This is a genomic window from Pseudomonas sp. GW821-FHT05D12 (assembly GCF_059419825.1).
Genome location: NZ_JBWKSN010000003.1, coordinates 214,731 through 234,025 on the forward strand (window position 1 = coordinate 214,731; position 19,295 = coordinate 234,025).

Here is a 19,295-nt window from a genome sequence, read left to right on the forward strand (position 1 = left end):
GCTCAACGTCCTGAGGATCTGGGATGAGTATTGAAGCGCAGGTTGGGGGAAATCCCAAGGGTATCTGCGGTTAATTCGCCGTTTTGCAGCCACGCCAATGCAATCGGCCACAGCCGATCCTGATACTCGCTGCGAAAGAACGCGAAATGTCCGACCTGTTTTTCGCCGATATCTTCAGGCGCAATCCGCAGGTGAGTGCGTTCGCTGCCGTCGAAGTAGTCCAGTAATCGCTCAATCGCCGGCACTGTGCCAAACGGATCATCGGTGATGCTGATCGCCAGGATCTGCGCGCTCACACGACTGAACGGCAAGCCCGCCAGCGCGCGACCGCTGGGCCGCGTTTCGTATCTGGGCGTCGGCGTGCTCCAGTCGCGTACCACGCCTGCCGGCGTGTCCTCCAGCCAGCCCAGCCGCTTGCCCGGGAAGTACCCGCACAGCGCCGTGACCAGCGGCATCACCACATGCCACTTGGCAAACATCCGCCAGCGCCCGCTCGCCTGGTAGTCGCGCCAGTAGGCGAACTGCGCGCCCACCGTGACGATCCGCCGGATCAGCGCGCCTGAGGCGGCGAGCCCTGCTGCACAACCGCCGAAGCTGTGGCCGACCACATCAATCGGCTGGCCCGGAAACTCCCGCTGCACCCGCCGCAGAATCGCCTCGAAATCCAGCGCGCCCCAATCCGACCACGAGGCCTTGAAGCCGCGCAACGAACCGCTGCGGGATTCGCCGATGCCTCGGTAGTCGTAGGTAATCACGTCGAAGCCGTGGGCGAACAGGTAATCGGCGAAGCGTGAGTAATGGCGGCAGCGCACCGAGGTGGCGGCGTTGATGATCACGGCGGGGCGCGCCAGGTCGGTTCGGACGTGGCGCCAGCTGAAGCCGCCGAGAGGGTAACCGTCGGCAGCGGGCTCGCGGAATGCTTCTGGGGCAGGTCGGGTGGGCAGGTTCATAGGTCGACTCGATCCTTGCGCTTCGATGTGGGCTGGAAGGCCCATGCGCTTTTGTAGTCAGCCGAAATTAACAAATTTCGCCCGGCGCAGGCGCAGGAATTATTGCGATGCTCGACCTTATCCCCTGGGGTGCTTAGGCTTACGAACTTTTGATCAACCGGAGTCAGTCCATGACCCGCGACACCCTCGAGCACAACCAGATCCCGGTCTACTTCGTCGCCGTCATTCTGGCCGTCGGCTTCGGTCTGCTTGCGCCGTCCTGGGGGCATGGATTGGGTGCGCTGGTCACGCCTGCCATCGCGGTCTTGATGTACGCCATGTTCCTGCAAATCCCTTTTCTGGATCTGCGTCAGGGCCTGGGCAACAGGCGCTTCCTCGCGGCGTTGCTGCTGGCCAATTTCATCCTGGTGCCGTTGCTGGTGTGGGCGTTGACGCGTGGCCTGGTGGAGCGCCCGGCGTTGCTGGTGGGCGCGTTGCTGGTGTTGCTCACGCCGTGTATCGACTACGTGGTGGTGTTCACCCACATCGGCAAAGGTGACGCGCGATTGATGCTGGCGGCGACGCCGGTGCTGTTGCTGCTGCAGTTGCTGCTGTTGCCGCTGTACCTGGGTTTCATGCTGGGCGCGCAGTCCGAGGTCGTGGTGGCGGCGGGGCCATTTATCGAGGCGTTCCTGTGGTTGATTGTGCTGCCGATGGTGCTCGCGGTGATCACGACGTCGCTGGCGCGCAAATCGTCGCTCATCAATGCCTGGAACAGCGCCTGGGCGTGGCTGCCGGTGCCGGCGATGGCAGCGGTGCTGTTTGTGGTGATCGGTTCGCAAATCACCTCGGTGGTGCGCGACATCAACCTGCTGCTGCCGGTGATCCCGGTGTATGTCGGCTTCCTGGTGCTGGCGCCGCTGATGGGCGCGCTGGCGGCGCGGCTGTTCGCGCTGCCGGCGGCAACGGCACGGGCGGTGACCTTCAGCGCGTCGACGCGTAATTCGCTGGTGGTGCTGCCCCTGGCGCTGGCCTTGCCGGAAGACGTGCGAGGGCTGGCGGCGACGGCGGTCATCCTGCAAACCCTGGTCGAACTGGTGGGTGAGCTGATTTACGTTAGGCTGATTCCCAAAGCGGTGTGGCCCGCAGGTCGGTAAAAGCGCAAATGTTCAGGTTTGTTCAGGCGCTATTCAGGGGCTCGCTCGGCAACATAGGTTGGCGCTCCCTACCTGACAGGTCTACTGATGGATCATCGCAACCGTTTTCGCATGGAATCCCTGGGCATTTTCCTGATTGCCTTGTTGCTGTTTACCCTGGGCATCTGGGATCAGCAGCCGCAAGGGTTTGACGGACGTTGGGCGCTTTTCCTGCAGGAAATGTTTCGCCATGGTGCGAGTCTTTTCCCCACCACCTACGGGCAGCCCTACGCGGACTATCCCGGCACCGCGACGTTCTTCAGTTTTGTCTTCGCCCGGTTGTTCGGCGCGCCCAACCATCTGGCGAATATCCTGCCGACCGCGCTGGCCTCGGCCGGGGTGGTGGCGCTGATCTATCGCCTGCTGGTGCCGTACGGTCGCAGTTGGGCGCTGCTTACCGTGCTGTTGACCCTGCTGACGACCCAGTTGCTGGAGAAGTCGCGCTCGGTTTGCCTGGACCAAATGGTCGCGCTGTTGTGCCTGGGCAGTTTCTACCTGCTGCACAGCGGCGAGCGCCTCGGCTCGCGGTGGCGCCATCTCGCCGTATTCCCGTTGTTCATCCTCGGCTTTGCGATTCGCGGCCCGCTGGGCTTGATCGAAGTCTGTGGCGTGGTGTGCGTGTACTGGGCACTGGCCCGGCCTGGAGAGCGGGTCAAGCAGGTGTTGATCCACGGCATCGTCGGGCTGGTGTTGCTGGCGGCCTGTTGGTGGCTGCTGGTCAAGCTCGCGCGCTTGAGTGGCGGCGATGCGTTTGCCGATGAGGTGTTCAAGATGCAGGTGGGCGGGCGCCTCGATGAGACCGGCGAGCCGTTCTATTTTTACTTCCAGCTGAGCCTGTACCGCTATTTCCCCGTGGTACCCCTGGCGCTGGCCACACTGGTTGCCCTGCGCCAGCACTGGGCGCAGCGCTTCGACGATGATGTGCAATTGGTCGTGCGGCTCGGCGCCTGCGGCTTGATGATCCTGCTCGGGTTGTCGGTGCCGCACTTCAAGCGCGCTTATTACATCCTGCCGATGGTGCCGATGTTTGCCGCTGTCGCCGCCTATGGGCTGCTCCAGGCGCAAGGATGGCTGATTGGCGTGCGCCGATGCTACGAGGGGCTTGTCGCGGCGCTGCCGGCGTTGTGCGTGGTTGTCGTGTTTGTCTGTCGGCATAGTTGGCAGAAACACGGTTACTGGCCTGGCGTCTCGCTGCCGTTGTTGATCGGTGGGTTGGTGATCCTGCAAGTCGCGGCGCTGCTTGCCTGGCGGCGAGCAGGGCGGCTGGTGTGGCTCAGCGTGTTCGCACTCGCGGCGCAGTGGCTGGTGCTGGTGACGGTAGTGGAGCCCGCCAAGGACCTGCAGTTCGACACCCGCCAGTTTGTCAGCCAGGTGGAAGCCCTGCGCGCGGCGCAACCGGGGCCGCTGGTATTTGTGAATCTCGGTCGGGACACCTGGGCGGTGCGCTACATGATGAATCTGGAGCATGACGAGCAGCCATTGTTTGTCGGTGGCGCCGACGTTGCGCGGCTGGACACTCTGCCCCGCCCGGCGTGGGTTATCGTGGCGCGCAAGGAAACCGCGCTGCTCAAGGGCACGCCCCTGGAACATCTGGCGCCAAGCTTCGAGGGGCGCTTGAACGATAATCCCCTGATGGTGTTTTTGCTGGAGTGAGTCAGTGACGGGCTATGCGTCTGCCGGTCGAGTGGTTGGCCGGTCATGTGAGGGGCGGAAGGCGCTGATGTGGAGGAGGGTGATCGATGCTTTGGGGCGATGTTGAATCGCCTCGGTAGACCGAAAAATCGCAGGCAACAAAAAACCCGCACTAGGCGGGTTTCTTGTGTGTTTCAGATGATATTTGCACCACCTGAAACTTAATAGTGGTGCCCAGAGACGGAATCGAACCGCCGACACGGGGATTTTCAATCCCCTGCTCTACCGACTGAGCTATCTGGGCAACGGGGCGCATTAAACGGGTTTTTCAGGGGGTCGTCAAGCAAGTTTTCAAAAAATATTTAATTATTACCGTCGCTTACGTGCCGACCCCGATTTTTGATCAATTATTGAGCAGGCGGCACGTAGCCGTCGGCCTTGGCGTAATCCTCGCCGGAAAAGAACTTGTCCATTTCGCCTGACAGGTATTTACGATCTTCGGCGTTCATCATGTTCAGGCGTTTTTCATTGATCAGCAGCGTCTGGTGTTTCAGCCAGTCGCCCCATGCCTGGGCGGAAATGTGATCGAAAATGTCCTGGCCTTTCGCACCTGGGTACGGAGGGCGTTCCAGGCCGGGCAATTGTTCTTTGTACTTGCGGCACATTACGGTGCGGGTCATGACGACACTCCTGCATTCAATACGTCGGCCGCGCGCTTCAGCAGTTTCTTGACCGGGGCGGCAAGGCCCAGGCGCGGCGGGGTGGCGAGGTTATACCAGAGCCAGTCGGCCTCGGCCACGTGATGGGCGGATTCCTCGACCTGGACCAGCCAGGGTTCGATGGCCAGCTGGAAGTGGCTGAAGGTGTGGATCAGCCCCGGCAGTTCCTGCTGTTTGCCCAGTGCCAGCGCGTGCTGGTGGGCGAGGTGTTCCAGGTCGGTGAGGTCGTCCAGCTCCGGCAAGCTCCACAAACCGCCCCACAGGCCGGTGGATGGGCGCCGGTAAAGCAGGATTTCGCCTTCGGCATTGGCCAGCAAGGGCATCAGCGTGCGCTTCTGCGGGATGCTCTTGCGCGGCTTGGGGATCGGGTAGCGCGTCTCCAGGCCGAGCATGTGGGCTTCGCAGCCTTTTTCCAGCGGGCACAGCAGGCAACTGGGCTTGCTGCGGGTGCAGAGGGTGGCGCCCATGTCCATCATCGCCTGGGTGTAGGCGTTGACGCGGTCATGCGGAGTGAAGCGTTCTGCGGTGGCCCACAGCTGCTTCGCCACCTTGGGCTCGCCCGGATAGCCTTCCTGCGCGGTAAAGCGTGCCAGCACGCGCTTGACGTTGCCGTCGAGGATCGGCGCGCGCAGGCCCATGCTCAGGCTGGCAATCGCGCCGGCGGTGGACAGGCCGATACCCGGCAGTTCGGTGAGCTTTTCGACATCCCGGGGAAACTCGCCGCCGTACTCGGCCACGACGATCTTCGCGGTCTTTTGCAGGTTGCGCGCCCGGGTGTAGTACCCCAGGCCGGTCCACAGGTGCAGCACTTCATCTTCCGGCGCGGCAGCCAGGGCCTCGACCGTTGGCAACGAGGCCATGAAGCGGTCGAAGTAGTTGAGCACGGTGCTCACCTGGGTCTGCTGCAGCATGATCTCCGAGACCCACACCCGGTAAGGCGTGATGCCCTGTTGCCAGGGCAGGTCATGGCGACCGTGGCGGTCGTACCAGTTGAGTACGGCCTCTGAAAACTGCTCGTTTCTCATCGTTTGAACAGGCCTTTCAACGCGTCTTTCAACTGCGGGTTTACCTTGTCGAGTTTCTCTTCCAGCTTCTCGCTGAGCTTGTTGCCGGCCGCCTTGATCGCGACCTGGCTCAGGCCGTCCTTGTCCAGGCGGCAGGCCTTGGCGCCCAGTTCCAGCGGGCCACGGCAACGCAGCGGCACTTCGATGTTCTGGAAGTTGGAGCCGACCTGGCAGGCCGGGTCCGGCGTATCGCGCTGGTCGCCTTCGACGATGATGCCGACGCGGTAGTCCATGCCGAGTACGCGCAAGTCGACGTCGCCGTTGCCGTTGACCGTCAACCCTGGAATGCGCACTTTCAGGTCGGGGTTGCTGGCCACGCCGTTACGGAATGTCAGGTTGCCGCGCAGTTCCTGGAAGGGCGTGTCCTTGCCCTGGGGCGTGGTGCTCAAGGTCTTGCGGTTGAGCAGGGCGATGCCGGTGCACAGTTGCTGTTCGAGGTTGGCGTTGAGCAGCACGCCGTTGTTGATCACAAAGCTGGCGGTACCGTTGAGGCTGTCGATCAGCGCCTTCTGGCTGTTGCCACGGCCGTTGAGGTTGCTGTCGAGGGTGATCTGGCCCTTGACCGGCGGGTTCTGCCCCTGGGCCTGCAGGATGCGTTCAACCGGCACCTGCTTGATATGCGTTTGCAGCGCGAGGACCGGAATGTCCTGGCGCACATCGAGGTTGCCGTTGGCCTGGAACGTGCCGTTGTAGAGACCGCCGCTGAGGGTGTCCAGCTTGAGTTGGCCGTCGACGCCGGAGGCTTTCAGTGCCGCGTTCTGGATCGGCAGCTTGCTCAGCGTCAGCTGGCCGAAGGCGAGGTCGGCGTCTATGTCCAGGGTGCGCAGGTGCGTTAGCGGCAGCAGCTTGTCGGTGCTCCAGGCGCCTTTGGTGGGCGCGTCCGGCAGCGGTGTAGTGCCACCGGCGGCCATGGCCCCGGCTTCGCTGTTCTGCACTTCGGCCTGGCGGGCGGCACTCGCGCCTTTGGCGGAGTCGGACTTGGCCGGCAGGTAGTGGTCAGCGTTGAAGGTGTCGCCCTTGAGCTGAACCCGCAGCGACTGCTTGGCGAAATCGTCCACGGCAACGCGGCCGGTGAAGGTGCTGCCGTCGAGTTTCAGGTTCAGGTCTTCCAGCGCCAGGCTGTTTGGCGTGCCCTTGAGGCGGCTGACCAGCTCGACCTTGCTCAGGCTGCCGTCCGCCATCGGCGGCAACGGGTGGCCGACGCTGTCGAGGAACTTGGCCAGGTCAAACTGGGCAATGGACAGCGCGCCGCTGAATTGCGGGGTCTTGTCCAGGTCATTGACCTTCAGCTCGCCCAAGGCGCGCAGCTGGTTGGCCGACAGTTTCAGGTTGGTCCACTCGGCGATATTCGCGGCCTGGTCCACCAGCAACTGGCCCTGGGTGGAGAAGGTCACTGTCTTGCCTTGCAGCGGCTCGCCCGTGGCTTCGCCGGTGATTTTCATGTCCTCGAACTGGTAGCGCTTGAGGGCGCGCTGGATGCGCAGGTTGCCGTTGAGCTCGGTCTTGACGCGCATCACCGGCTGGTTGCTGCCGAAGAAGGCGGTGAGTTTCACCGGAATGCTCGCGCCTTCGTGCACGGCGCCGGCGCTCAATTGGATGCTTTCGGCGCTGAACTGCTTGCCGGTCTGTTCATCGTTGTATTCGATGCGGGCGTTGTTGACCGTCAGACTGTCGATATCCAGGCGGATCGGTTTTGACGGTTTTTCCGGCTCGGTCTCGGCAGGTTGCTCGGTCGGTGCGGGTGCGCCGGTGCTGGCCGACGACACGTTCTTGCCAATGTCTTCCCAGTTGCCGTGGCCTTGCTTGTCGCGGGTGAGGCGCAGGTTGAGGCCTTCGACACGCACGTCGCTCATCTGGACTTCGCGGCGCAGCAGCGGCAGCACGCGCACCGACAGGCCCAGCATCTGCAGGTCGGCGAACGGCTGAGTCGGGTTGGTCAGGGTCGCGACGCTGGCTTCGTGCAGTTCAAGGCCGAGCCAAGGGAACAAACTCCAGCCGATATCGCCATTGAGCGTCAGCTCGATGTGGGCCTTGTCGCGGGCTATCTGGCGAATCTCGTCTTTATAGTCGTTGGGATCGAAGAGATGGGTCAGGGCAAAGCCCAGAGCCACAATGATCAGCAACAGCCCGAGAAGTACCAGACCCAGGATTTTGCCGAACGCTTTCATGGGCGAGTCCTTGTATGTCGATTTCAAAATTTAGCCGCAGAGTATAACGCCCGACGGCCCGCGTCAGTTCGCGGATCGTTACATTGTATCCAGGGGCGCGGGAACGGGTTTCTGGCGTCAAACAAAACAGATTTCCTGAAAAAGGTGATATCAGTTTGGTTTTTCTGTCATCCACAGGTGCTAATCTGCGCAGGTTCGTCTGCCTTCTGCGACACAACGTCGCGCTTAAAAGGAGCTTTACTCAACAACAACGGCCAACGCTTTGCGTGCAAGGCCGAGGGAGAGAGCGCCTGACGGACACATACTAACAACTGGGGGAAACACCAATGAGCACTAGCACTGCAGCAGGTCATACTGCCGCACAGCCTGCGTTCCTGTCCAAGGAGCGCATTATCGCCAAGCCCGGGTTCAACCGCTGGCTGGTTCCACCGGCCGCCCTGGCCATCCACTTGTGCATCGGCATGGCCTACGGTTTCTCGGTGTTCTGGCTGCCACTGTCCAAGGCGCTGGGCATCACCAAGCCGGTCGCCTGTGCGCCGGACATGGGGTTCATCGCCCAAGTCTTCTCGTCCCAATGCGACTGGCCCATCTCCATGCTGGGCTGGATCTACACCCTGTTCTTCATTTTCCTGGGCTGCTCGGCAGCGATCTGGGGCGGCTGGCTGGAACATGCCGGGCCTCGTAAAGCCGGGGTTGTATCGGCCCTGTGCTGGTGTGGCGGCCTGTTGATCTCGGCGCTGGGTATCTATACCCACCAGATCTGGCTGATGTGGATCGGCTCCGGGGTCATTGGCGGTATCGGCCTGGGCCTGGGCTATATCTCGCCGGTGTCGACCCTGATCAAGTGGTTCCCGGACAAGCGCGGCATGGCCACCGGCATGGCGATCATGGGCTTCGGCGGCGGCGCAATGGTTGGCGCTCCCCTGGCGGCAGCGCTGATGGGCCACTTTGCCACGCCGACCAGCGTGGGCGTGTGGCAGAGCTTTGTGGTCATGGCGGCGATTTACTTCGTGTTCATGATCGCCGGCGCGCTGCTGTACCGCGTTCCGCCGACCGGCTGGAAGCCTGAGGGCTGGACCGCGCCGGCGAAAAAAGCCAGCAACGCGATGATCACCCACCGTCACGTGCACGTGAATGTGGCGTGGAAAACCCCGCAATTTCGCCTGGTGTGGCTGGTGCTGTGCCTGAACGTGTCCGCCGGTATCGGCATCCTCGGCATGGCTTCGCCACTGCTGCAGGAAGTCTTCGGCGGCAAGTTGCTGGGTGTGGACGTGCCATTCGGCCAGCTTGATGCCGGTCAGTTGGCTTCAATTGCGGCAATTGCCGCGGGCTTCACCGGTCTGTTGAGCCTGTTCAACATCGGTGGTCGGTTCTTCTGGGCGTCGTTCTCCGACTACCTGGGGCGTAAAAACACCTACTTCGTGTTCTTCGCCCTGGGCTTTGCCCTGTACGCGCTGATCCCGAACCTGGGGCACCTGGGCAACGTGGCGCTGTTCGTGGCCGCGTTCTGCATCATCCTGTCGATGTACGGCGGTGGTTTTGCGACCGTCCCGGCTTACCTGGCCGACCTGTTCGGCACTCAGATGGTCGGCGCGATCCACGGTCGCCTGCTGACCGCCTGGGCCGCTGCGGGCGTACTCGGCCCGGTGTTGGTGAACTACCTGCGTGAGTACCAGTTGAGCATCGGCGTGGATCGCGCTGCGGCCTACGACATCACTTTGTACATCCTCGCGGGCCTGCTGGTGCTGGGCTTCCTCTGCAACCTGCTGGTGCGTCCGGTGGCCGACAAGTACTTCATGACCGATGCCGAACTGGCCGCCGAACAGGCGCTGGGTCATGACAAAGGTACCGATGCCTCTACGTCGCTGGAGTGGAAAGCGTCTGCGGGCAGCAAGCCGTTGGCGATCGCCGCCTGGCTGGTGGTGGGTATTCCGTTGGCGTGGGGTGTGTGGGTGACCCTGCAGAAGACCGCGGTACTGTTCCACTGATACGCAGTTTCCCGGCGCCCTTTCACGCAAGGTGAGGGGGGCCGGGCATCCGGCCGTGCTAGTCCTGCTTCTTGTCGGGCGCGGCCTTGGCCGCAGTGCCGCGCCATGGAATCCGTTGAAACCATGGCTGCGGCACCGGATGCACAATCACCCGCAACGCGCGGGCATAGTCCATTACCAATCCGGGTGTCCACGCCATCGTCATGGCGCGCTTGCGCACTTGCGCGGCGATCCACAGCTCGGGCATCAGCAAGGTCTGCAGTACCGAGCGCCAATGCCGGGACCGCTCCGACAGCACGCCATCCATCGAGGCTTCCAACGCAAATGCCACGCTGCTCGAGCAGTTGCGATAGGTCAGGTTGTAGGTGGCCTGTTGGCGATAGTGGGTCGAGAACTCAATCAGCGCCTTGCGGCTGTACCGATGAAACACGATCTTGCGGTCTGAGTCGCACCAGTTGGCGACTTCGGTGGCGTAGTCCGGCTGGAATGTGCCGGGCACGTCGTTGTTGCGCGTGGCCTTGAGGATGCGGAAAAACTCTGACGGCGAGCGATCGATGTCGGCGACCGGGTACAGGCTCAGGTACACCGAGGGCGACAGTTCAAGGGCCGCATGCCCGGTGGAAATCACGCCTTGCGCATCCACCGCTGCGATGTAGCGGTTGATGATCGGGCGCGGGATCGTCGTGGCGCTCGCGGTGCCTTCCGGTGTCCAGATATGCACCACCAGCGGATCGTTGCAGGCAGGTTCGGGCTCCTCCTGTTCGAGCGGTGCTTGCGGCGGCAACTTCTTGAAGTCCGACAGCAGGTCCCTGGGCGCGAGCAACTCGAACGTCGAGGTGCCGTGGCGCAGGCGCCGGACGCGACGCGCGATGCGCACGGTGTTCAAGCCGCTGACGATCATCAACGCGCCGAGGAAAAACGACACCGTTGCACTGTTGGCAATCGGATAGGGACTGACGAGCAACCCCGCAAACACCACCTGCGCGCCGCCGCTGATCAGCGATGTGCGCCAATGCGGGAACCTCACTACCCAGGCCGAGGTGATGGTCAGCAGGCCGATCACGAAGTAGGTGAAGCCGAAGATGATCGCCAGCAGCAGGTTGCTGTAGACCTTGTCGGCCAGAATCAGCACCGCGACGAAGAAGCAGATGCCGCCCTTGAAATACAGCACGGCCCGCTGAGTGCCCACGCCACTGGCGGCCACGCTCAGGGTGACAATGCTTTCGAGCAGCAACATCAACCCGAACGCGCGCAGCGGGAAATACAGCTCGCCATCCAGCCCATCAATCATCACGCCAAGGCCCAGCGCGCCCCAGACGATGCCGACCAAGCCGAGAAACCAGAACTTGGAACGGACGAATTCTGCGCCGAACAGCAGTAAAGCAATCTGGATCATGAAGGTACTCGTACAGGTAGGCGCGGGTCGGCAATAGTCATGGGGTCAGTCATAACGACTCGGTTGCCAGTTGCCGACAATCACTTGGCCGTGCGCATCACGCAGGGCGCCGGGGCTCTGGTCATAAAGAGTCAGCCAGTCACCGTTGCCCTTGTCTATGCGAAACGCCAATGAGGCGGCGCGCGCGTGGGTGGCCGGTGTCCAGTGGCGCTTGAGCTTGTCGCGATCCTCGGGATGCACGCGTTCCAGGACCTGTTGCACGGTGCCCAGTGGCAGGGTGCTCACATCCAGGAGCGTTGCAAGATTGTCGTCCCAGAGGATTTCCCCCGTGCCGGGGTGCAGTTGGTACATCACGCCATCACCCGCCAGGCGGCCGCTTTGCGGGTCATAAGGCTTGGCTGCCTGGGTCATCAGGCGTATCGCGACCACCAGCAAAGCAGTGATCGACAGGTAGCTTTGCGCAAGCAGCAAGGGTTCACCTTCCAGCAGGCCGGGCACATAAAACGGGCCTGTCTGCTGATCGGTGTAATTGACCACGATACTGCCCAGGACCAGCAGCGCGAGCGAGCCACCGGGGCTGCGCCAGGTCACGCAGACGGCGAGGGTGAGGGCGATGGGCAGGCAGGTGAGGATGAAATACAGCGCAGCACCGGCGTCGGTGTCCAGCATGTCGGTGAGCCAGTGCGGCGTCGTGCCGAACACGTACCAGGTCATCACGGCCAGCAGCGCCACGCACACGGCGCCGGCCCATTTCGCGCGCGCGCTGAGGGCGACGTCGCGCAGGTTGCGGGTCAGTACGTTCATCACCACGACGGTCGCGAAGAACACGCCGTTGACGCCGGCCATCCAGTTGCTCATCAGCGTATGCGACGAGGCCTCCCCGGCCAGCATCAGCCAGGCTTTCCTCAGCAATGCCTCGGCGCCACACACGGCCACGGTTGCCAGCAGCCATAGCACGATGGCGTGCAGGTCGTCGCCACGCCGGGCGAAGCGCCGAACCAGCCAGGCAATCGCCACCGAGCCCGCCAGCGCCTGGGCCGAAAGCGCCACGGCGACCGGTAAGTGTTGCCAGCCTGGCTCATCCAGCAACACTCGCGCGGCCAGCAACACCAGGAACAGCAGCGGCCAGTGTGCGCGTTTCGAACTGAGGAAGGCTGATACCGAAACACCCGCCGGGAACCAGATGATCGCCATGCCCGAGACAGGATCAGCAAAGGCCAGCGAGGCGACGCCGGTCACGTAGTAGGTGAGTGCCCACAAGAGGAGAATGCCGCTGCGCCTTAAGACTCTGGGTATTGTCACTGTTCAGTTCATCAGGTTTTAAACGTTGCGTTCATGTTACAGCGAAGCCGCCGAGGGCATTCGAGTAAATACCTCGGGCGCACCATGTTGGGGCGCCTGCTTGTATGCACATGTCTATCGTCGACACTCCATCAGTCTTATCCCCTCCGATGTTTCTGTTTAGCGCCCGCGCCCCTATAATGGCTGCCTTTTTCGCCCAATGATTTTGCGGAGCTGGTGATGGCCGAACGTAAGGCGTCCGTCGAGCGCGACACTCTGGAAACCCAGATCAAAGCCTCGATCAACCTGGATGGCACCGGAAAGGCCCGATTTGATATCGGTGTACCTTTTCTTGAGCACATGCTGGACCAGATCGCCCGTCACGGGCTGATCGACCTGGATATCGTCAGCAAGGGCGACCTGCATATCGACGACCACCATACGGTGGAAGACGTAGGCATCACCCTGGGCCAGGCATTTGCCAAGGCCATCGGCGACAAGAAAGGCATCCGTCGCTACGGCCACGCCTATGTCCCGCTGGACGAAGCGTTGTCGCGCGTGGTCATCGACTTCTCCGGCCGCCCTGGCCTGCAGATGCATGTGCCCTATACCCGCGCCACCGTAGGCGGGTTTGACGTTGACCTGTTCCAGGAATTCTTCCAGGGCTTCGTCAACCACGCACTGGTCAGCCTGCACATCGACAACCTGCGCGGCACCAACACCCACCACCAGATCGAAACCGTGTTCAAGGCCTTCGGCCGCGCGCTGCGCATGGCTGTCGAGCTTGATGAACGCATGGCCGGGCAAATGCCATCGACCAAGGGCGTCCTGTAATGCAGACGGTCGCGGTTATCGATTACGGCATGGGTAACCTGCACTCGGTGGCCAAGGCCCTCGAGCACGTCGGTGCCGGCAAGGTGCTGATCACCAGCGATGCCAACGTGATTCGCGAAGCCGATCGCGTGGTGTTCCCGGGCGTCGGCGCGATTCGCGATTGCATGGCCGAGATCCGTCGCCTGGGCTTTGACAGCCTGGTGCGCGAAGTCAGCCAGGATCGCCCGTTCCTCGGCATCTGCGTGGGCATGCAAGCCTTGCTCGACAGCAGTGAAGAGAACGACGGCGTCGACTGCATCGGCCTGTTCCCAGGCCAGGTGAAGTTCTTCGGCAAAGACCTGCATGAAGACGGCGAACACCTGAAGGTCCCGCACATGGGCTGGAACGAAGTGCGTCGCACCGTCGACCACCCGTTGTGGCACGAAATCCCTGACATGGCGCGTTTCTACTTCGTGCACAGCTACTACATCGCCGCCGGTAACCCGCGCCAGGTGGTGGGTGGCGGGCATTATGGCGTCGACTTCGCCGCCGCGCTGGCCGAGGGCTCGCGGTTTGCCGTGCAGTTCCACCCGGAGAAGAGCCATACCCATGGCCTGCAGTTGCTGCAGAACTTCGCCGCCTGGGACGGTCGCTGGTAAATGGCCAAGAAGCCGAAGCTGCCGGTGCTCAACCTCACGCCTGAGCAGGAGGGTGAGGCGATCCTCAAGATCAAGCGCTTCATGGAAGACCGTTTCGAGCTCAAGCTGGGCTCGTTCGAGGTCGCCGAGATCCTTGAGTTGTTCACCACCGAAGTGGCTCCGCACTATTACAACAGGGCGATTTTCGACACGCAGACGCTCCTTAAAGAAAGGTTCGAAAGCATCGAAAGCGACCTGTGGTCGCTTGAAAAGAGCAGCTGAGAGCGTCAGGCGCCAAGCTGCAAGAATTGATACGCGTGCTTGCTTGCAGCTTATAGCTCGCAACTCGCAACTCTTTTGACGAAGGAAAAAGCATGCTGATTATCCCCGCTATCGATCTCAAGGACGGCGCTTGTGTACGCCTGCGCCAGGGCCGCATGGAAGACTCCACCGTGTTCTCCGATGACCCGGTGAGCATGGCTGCCAAATGGGTGGAAGGTGGCTGCCGTCGTCTGCATCTGGTGGACTTGAACGGCGCCTTCGAAGGCCAGCCCGTCAATGGCGAAGTAGTGACCGCGATCGCCAAGCGCTACCCGAACCTGCCGATCCAGATCGGCGGCGGTATCCGCTCCCTGGAAACCATCGAGCACTACGTCAAGGCGGGCGTGAGCTACGTGATCATCGGCACCAAGGCCGTGAAGGATCCGGCGTTCGTCGCCGAAGCCTGCCGCGCGTTCCCGGGCAAGGTGATCGTGGGCCTGGACGCCAAGGACGGTTTCGTCGCCACCGACGGCTGGGCTGAAATCAGCACCGTGCAGGTGATCGACCTGGCCAAGCAGTTCGAAGCCGACGGCGTGTCCGCCATCGTTTATACCGACATCGCCAAAGACGGCATGATGCAGGGCTGCAACGTGCCGTTCACTGCGGCGCTGGCTGCGGCCACCAAGATTCCGGTGATCGCCTCTGGCGGCATTCACAACCTGGGCGACATCAAGTCGCTGCTGGACGCCAAGGCTCCCGGGATCATCGGCGCCATCACCGGCCGCGCGATCTACGAAGGTACTTTGGACGTCGCCGAAGCCCAGGCTTACTGCGATGCCTACGCGAACAGCTCCAAGTCGTAAGCTGAAAGCTGCAAGTCAAAGCACACCTGCTCCAGCTTGCCGCTTGTAGCTTGAAGCTTCTTAATCGGAGATTAAGTCAATGGCTTTAGCCAGACGCATCATCCCTTGCCTGGACGTCGACAACGGTCGCGTGGTCAAGGGCGTCAAGTTCGAGAACATCCGTGATGCCGGCGACCCGGTGGAAATCGCGCGTCGCTATGACGAGCAAGGTGCCGACGAGATTACCTTCCTCGACATCACCGCCAGCGTCGACGGCCGCGACACCACGCTGCATACCGTCGAGCGCATGGCCAGCCAGGTGTTCATCCCGCTGACCGTGGGCGGCGGCGTGCGCACCGTGCAAGACATCCGCAACCTGCTCAATGCCGGTGCGGACAAAGTCTCGATCAACACCGCTGCGGTGTTCAACCCGGAGTTCGTCGGCGAAGCCGCGCAGCACTTCGGCTCGCAGTGCATCGTGGTCGCCATTGATGCGAAGAAAGTCTCCGCCCCGGGCGAAACCCCGCGCTGGGAGATCTTCACTCACGGCGGTCGCAAGCCGACCGGCCTGGACGCGGTGGAGTGGGCGATGAAGATGGAAGGCCTGGGCGCCGGTGAAATCCTGCTGACCAGCATGGACCAGGACGGCATGAAAAATGGCTTCGACCTGGGCGTGACGCGCGCCATCAGCGACGCGCTGGGCATTCCGGTGATCGCTTCCGGCGGCGTGGGCAACCTGCAGCACCTGGCTGACGGCGTGATCGAAGGCCACGCCAGCGCGGTGCTGGCGGCGAGTATTTTCCACTTTGGCGAATACACCGTTCCCGAGGCCAAGGCCTACATGGCAGCGCGCGGTATCGTCGTTCGCTAAACGTCGCTGGACACCATGGCGGGCGCGCGGCACTCTCTGCGCTTGCCATGGATTCCGGTAGCCTTCATGTTCAAGACCCTGCTGCTCGCCCTCGCCAGTACTTCCCTTTTGTTGGCAGGTTCGGCCCACGCTGAAGAACCGTCTGACGCCGCCCTGGTGTTGCTGACGGAAAATTTCCCGCCCTACAACATGGCCAAGAACGGCAAGAACTTCGCCAAGGAAGAAAACATCGAAGGCATCGCCGTGGACATCGTCCGCGAGACCTTCAAGCGCGCCGGCATTTCCTACAACCTCACGCTGCGTTTCCCTTGGGAGCGAATCTACAAACTCGCCTTGGAAAAGCCTGGCTACGGCGTATTCGTGATGGCGCGACTGCCGGACCGCGAAGCGCTGTTCAAGTGGGTCGGCCCGATCGGCCCGGATGATTGGGTGATGCTGGCCAAGGCTGACAGCAAGATCCAACTGACCGACCTGGAGCACGCGCGCCGCTACAAGATCGGCGCCTACAAGGGTGATGCGATCGCCGAGACCCTTGAGAAACAGGGGCTCAACCCGCTGGTGGTACTGCGCGACCAGGACAACGCGCAAAAGCTCATGGATGGCCAGATCGACCTCTGGGCCACCGGTGATCCTGCCGGGCGTTACCTGGCGCGTCAGGTCGGTGTGACCGGGCTCAAGACCGTGCTGCGGTTCAACAGTGCGCAGCTTTACCTCGCGTTGAACAAGGAGGTCCCTGACGAACTGGTGGCCAAGCTGCAGGCCGCGCTGGACCAGTTGCGTAAAGACGGCGTCGTCGACCAGATCATGGCGAACTATCTTTAACTGGCGAGCACTTCTATGGGAGCAGGCAAGCCAGTCTCCCACCGACTGCACTGCACAATCAGCGGCCTAAACACGCCCAAAAAATGTGGGAGCGGGCTTGCCCGCGAAAGCGCCGGGTCAGTCACTGAAGCTGCTGAATGATGCCCCGCTATCGCTGGCAAACCAGGCTCCTACCGACTGCGCTACACAATCAGCAGCCTAAACACGCCCAAAAAATGTGGGAGCGGGCTTGCCCGCGAAAGCGCCAGGTCAGTCACTGAAGCTACTGACTGATGCCCCGCCATCGCTGGCAAGCCAGGCTCCCACAAATTGCGCTACACAATCAGCGGCCTAAACACGCCCAAAAATGTGGGAGCGGGCTTGCCCGCGAAAGCGCCAGGTCAGTCACTGAAGCCACTGACTGATGCCCCGCCATCGCTGGCAAGCCAGCTCCCACAGATTGCGCTACCCAATCAGCAGCCTAAACACGCCCAAAAAATGTGGGAGCGGGCTTGCCCGCGAAAGCGCTGGGTCAGTCACTGAAGCCACTGACTGATGCCCCGCTATCAATGGCAAGCCAGCCCCTACAGTGGATCGTCAGCGGTAAATACCATTCTTGCCGTGCCCGGCCATCGCCTGGTTACCGCGCACGCTGATCATCAGCTTGATATCAATCCAGTCGACCCCTTGGGCCTTGAGCTTGGGTAGCTCGCGCTCCAGCACCGCCAGGGTCTGTGGATAAGGGTGGCCGATCATCACCGCCGAACCCTGTTTGTGCGCCAGCTTGATCGCGGTTTGCAGTTGCGTGGTGATTGCTGCTTCGGTGCGTTCATCGTCGAGGAATACGTCTCGCGAGACATGCGCCAGGCCGATCTTCTGTGCTTCGGCGGCGGCGACGGTTTGCGCACTGGTGCGGCTGTCGACGAAGAATTTGTTGCGCCGCTGCAGCTCGGCCATTAGCCAGGCCATGGCGGCCGGCTGGGCGGTCATGCGGCTGCCCATGTGGTTGTTGATACCGGCGGTGTACGGCACGGCCTTGAAGGCGGCGTCCAGGCGCTTGCCGAGTTCTTCGATGGGCAGCTCGGGGTGCCAGGCGAACGGGCCGGTGGCCGGGTCCATGGGCATGTGCAGGATCACGATCTTGCCAGCCTTGTGCGCTTCACGGGCGAATTCGGCAGCGTGGGGCGTGTCGGGCATGACCGCGGTGGTGACCGGACCAGGCAGGGCCAGCACGCGACGATCCCGGGTCAGGTTTTGCCCGAGGTCGTCGATGATGAGGGTCAGGTAGGCTTTGTGGGGCTCGCTGGCGGGGGCCGCGTGAGCGACTCCCGCCAGGCTGCACAGCACAGCGAGGATCAGGGCAAAGCGCATATCAACGGCTGCGTGTGATGCTCAGGCCCTTGAGCAGGCTCAGCGCCTGGGCCAGCTGGTAATCGTCGTCCTGCGGCATCGGCTTGGCTTTGGTGCCGCTGCCGGTTGGCTGGTCGGCGCCGCCGTTGCCATTGCCCAGGTGACCTTGCAGGTCAGCCTCTTTGTAGTACTCGCTGTCGATCTCGTTGGTGATCTTGGCCTTGCGCACTTCGATGTCGGGCACGATGCCCTGGGCCTGGATCGAACGACCATTCGGCGTGTAGTACAGCGCGGTGGTGATTTTCAGCGCGCGGTCATTGTTCAGCGGCAGCACGGTTTGCACCGAGCCTTTGCCGAAGCTGGTGGTGCCCATCAGCACGCCGCGCTTCTGGTCCTGCAGGGCGCCGGCGACGATTTCCGATGCCGAGGCGCTGCCGCCGTTGATCAGTACGGCCAGTGGCACGTTTTCGCTGAGGTCGTTGCCGGTCGCCGAGAAGCGCAACTCGGAGTTGGCGATACGGCCCTTGGTGTAGACGATCAGGCCTTTGGTGATGAAATGGTCGACCACTTCCACCGCCGACTGCAGCACGCCGCCGGGGTTGTTGCGCAGGTCGAGCACGATACCGCTGAGTTTCTTGCCGTTGTCCTTGCGCAGCTTGGCCAGGGCCTTGGCCACTTCGTCGCCGGTCTTGACCTGGAACTGGGTGATACGGATGTAGCCGTAGCCCGACTCCAGCAGTTGGCTCTTCACGCTCTTGACCACGATGGTGGCACGGGTCAGGGTCACGTCGAACGGGTTGCCGCCGTCGCGCACCAGGGTCAGGGTGATTTTCTGGCCGATCTTGCCGCGCATCTTGTCGACGGCTTCGGTCATGGTCTGGCCGCGGGTCGGCTGGCCGTTGATCTTGACGATAAAGTCGCCGGCCTGGATGCCGGCCTTGGACGCCGGGGTGTCATCGATTGGCGAGACGACCTTGATATTGCCGTCTTCGGAGCCGACTTCAATGCCCAAGCCGCCGAATTCACCGCTGGTGCTTTCCTGCAGCTCGGCGAAATCTTCAGGGCCCAGGTAAGCAGAGTGCGGGTCGAGGTTGCTGAGCATGCCCTTGATGGCATTTTCCAGCAGGGTCTTGTCGTCTACGGGTTCGACATAAGCGGCCTTGATCCGGTCCATGACCTCGGCAAAGGTGCGCAATTCGTCCAGCGGCAACGGTGCCTTGGTGGTCGCGGCCGAGGCGGCGGGTGCAGCCGGGGCAGCCTGGTCGGCGAAAGCCAGGGGCGCGCCGATCACCAGGGCGATCGTCAGGGCCAGCGAAGTGAGGCGGGACAAATGCAGCATGTCGAAC

17 protein-coding genes and 1 tRNA gene are annotated in these 19,295 nt (G+C 62.3%); 9 read left to right on the top strand and 9 right to left on the bottom strand.

Features of this window, described 5'->3' with window-relative positions:
* Window positions 1–2: 2 nt before the first annotated feature.
* Entirely contained in the window at window positions 3–950 is a 948-nt protein-coding gene (locus tag AC07SI_RS06705; protein ID WP_495005421.1) for an alpha/beta hydrolase family protein, read from the bottom strand.
* Window positions 951–1,120: 170 nt separating this feature from the next.
* Between AC07SI_RS06705 and AC07SI_RS06710 the strand changes: the two genes are divergently transcribed.
* Together AC07SI_RS06710 and AC07SI_RS06715 are read left to right on the top strand one after the other, a co-directional pair.
* Window positions 1,121–2,086, top strand: coding sequence for an arsenic resistance protein (locus tag AC07SI_RS06710; protein ID WP_495005422.1), 966 nt, complete (start codon window positions 1,121–1,123; stop codon window positions 2,084–2,086).
* A gap of 87 nt (window positions 2,087–2,173) precedes the next feature.
* Window positions 2,174–3,778: an ArnT family glycosyltransferase gene (locus AC07SI_RS06715; protein ID WP_495005423.1), complete on the top strand. Its 1,605-nt coding sequence runs from the start codon at window positions 2,174–2,176 to the stop codon at window positions 3,776–3,778.
* Window positions 3,779–3,985: 207 nt separating this feature from the next.
* On the opposite strand, the gene AC07SI_RS06720 is transcribed toward AC07SI_RS06715, so the two are convergent.
* The 4 genes from AC07SI_RS06720 to AC07SI_RS06735 all read right to left on the bottom strand — a co-directional run bounded on the left by AC07SI_RS06720 (window position 3,986) and on the right by AC07SI_RS06735 (window position 7,708).
* Window positions 3,986–4,061: transfer RNA gene (locus tag AC07SI_RS06720), tRNA-Phe, on the bottom strand.
* A 103-nt stretch (window positions 4,062–4,164) separates the two neighbouring features.
* Window positions 4,165–4,437 carry an oxidative damage protection protein gene (locus AC07SI_RS06725; protein ID WP_065899778.1) on the bottom strand — a complete coding sequence of 91 codons (273 nt, stop codon included), beginning with the start codon at window positions 4,435–4,437 and terminating at the stop codon, window positions 4,165–4,167.
* The gene (gene mutY / locus AC07SI_RS06730) at window positions 4,434–5,501 is read right to left on the bottom strand and encodes an A/G-specific adenine glycosylase (protein WP_065899780.1); all 1,068 of its coding nucleotides are present in this window, start codon (window positions 5,499–5,501) and stop codon (window positions 4,434–4,436) included. The genes AC07SI_RS06725 and mutY overlap by 4 nt, the downstream gene beginning before the upstream one ends.
* Window positions 5,498–7,708, bottom strand: coding sequence for an AsmA family protein (locus AC07SI_RS06735; protein ID WP_495005424.1), 2,211 nt, complete (start codon window positions 7,706–7,708; stop codon window positions 5,498–5,500). Before AC07SI_RS06735 ends, mutY begins: the two co-directional genes overlap by 4 nt.
* A gap of 326 nt (window positions 7,709–8,034) precedes the next feature.
* Between AC07SI_RS06735 and AC07SI_RS06740 the strand changes: the two genes are divergently transcribed.
* Window positions 8,035–9,696, top strand: a complete 1,662-nt coding sequence (locus AC07SI_RS06740) for an OFA family MFS transporter (RefSeq protein ID WP_065899784.1) — start codon at window positions 8,035–8,037, stop codon at window positions 9,694–9,696.
* A gap of 58 nt (window positions 9,697–9,754) precedes the next feature.
* Here the strand turns inward: AC07SI_RS06740 and AC07SI_RS06745 are convergent, their stop codons facing one another.
* Together AC07SI_RS06745 and AC07SI_RS06750 are read right to left on the bottom strand one after the other, a co-directional pair.
* Window positions 9,755–11,092, bottom strand: coding sequence for an HdeD family acid-resistance protein (locus AC07SI_RS06745; protein WP_495005425.1), 1,338 nt, complete (start codon window positions 11,090–11,092; stop codon window positions 9,755–9,757).
* Window positions 11,093–11,137: 45 nt separating this feature from the next.
* Window positions 11,138–12,352 carry an MASE1 domain-containing protein gene (locus AC07SI_RS06750; protein WP_495005426.1) on the bottom strand — a complete coding sequence of 405 codons (1,215 nt, stop codon included), beginning with the start codon at window positions 12,350–12,352 and terminating at the stop codon, window positions 11,138–11,140.
* 261 nt (window positions 12,353–12,613) lie between these two features.
* On the opposite strand from AC07SI_RS06750, the gene hisB reads away from it, so the two are divergent.
* The 6 genes from hisB to AC07SI_RS06780 all read left to right on the top strand — a co-directional run bounded on the left by hisB (window position 12,614) and on the right by AC07SI_RS06780 (window position 16,620).
* Entirely contained in the window at window positions 12,614–13,207 is a 594-nt protein-coding gene (hisB, locus tag AC07SI_RS06755) for an imidazoleglycerol-phosphate dehydratase HisB (protein WP_017849940.1), read from the top strand.
* The gene (gene hisH, locus AC07SI_RS06760; RefSeq protein ID WP_145159878.1) at window positions 13,207–13,845 is read left to right on the top strand and encodes an imidazole glycerol phosphate synthase subunit HisH; all 639 of its coding nucleotides are present in this window, start codon (window positions 13,207–13,209) and stop codon (window positions 13,843–13,845) included. Before hisB ends, hisH begins: the two co-directional genes overlap by 1 nt.
* Window positions 13,846–14,106 (top strand): DUF2164 domain-containing protein, encoded by a 261-nt coding sequence (locus AC07SI_RS06765; protein ID WP_065899797.1) that lies wholly within the window; start codon window positions 13,846–13,848, stop codon window positions 14,104–14,106. It abuts the gene before it with no gap.
* Window positions 14,107–14,198: 92 nt separating this feature from the next.
* Entirely contained in the window at window positions 14,199–14,948 is a 750-nt protein-coding gene (gene hisA, locus AC07SI_RS06770; RefSeq protein ID WP_065899799.1) for a 1-(5-phosphoribosyl)-5-[(5-phosphoribosylamino)methylideneamino]imidazole-4-carboxamide isomerase, read from the top strand.
* A gap of 79 nt (window positions 14,949–15,027) precedes the next feature.
* Window positions 15,028–15,798 (top strand): imidazole glycerol phosphate synthase subunit HisF, encoded by a 771-nt coding sequence (gene hisF / locus AC07SI_RS06775; protein WP_065899801.1) that lies wholly within the window; start codon window positions 15,028–15,030, stop codon window positions 15,796–15,798.
* Window positions 15,799–15,864: 66 nt separating this feature from the next.
* Window positions 15,865–16,620 carry a substrate-binding periplasmic protein gene (locus tag AC07SI_RS06780; RefSeq protein WP_282396777.1) on the top strand — a complete coding sequence of 252 codons (756 nt, stop codon included), beginning with the start codon at window positions 15,865–15,867 and terminating at the stop codon, window positions 16,618–16,620.
* Window positions 16,621–17,196: 576 nt separating this feature from the next.
* Here the strand turns inward: AC07SI_RS06780 and AC07SI_RS06785 are convergent.
* Window positions 17,197–17,970, bottom strand: coding sequence for a divergent polysaccharide deacetylase family protein (locus AC07SI_RS06785; RefSeq protein ID WP_106805403.1), 774 nt, complete (start codon window positions 17,968–17,970; stop codon window positions 17,197–17,199).
* 1 nt (window position 17,971) lies between these two features.
* Window positions 17,972–19,288, bottom strand: a complete 1,317-nt coding sequence (locus tag AC07SI_RS06790; protein WP_065899807.1) for a S41 family peptidase — start codon at window positions 19,286–19,288, stop codon at window positions 17,972–17,974.
* Between the last annotated feature and the right edge of the window lie 7 nt (window positions 19,289–19,295).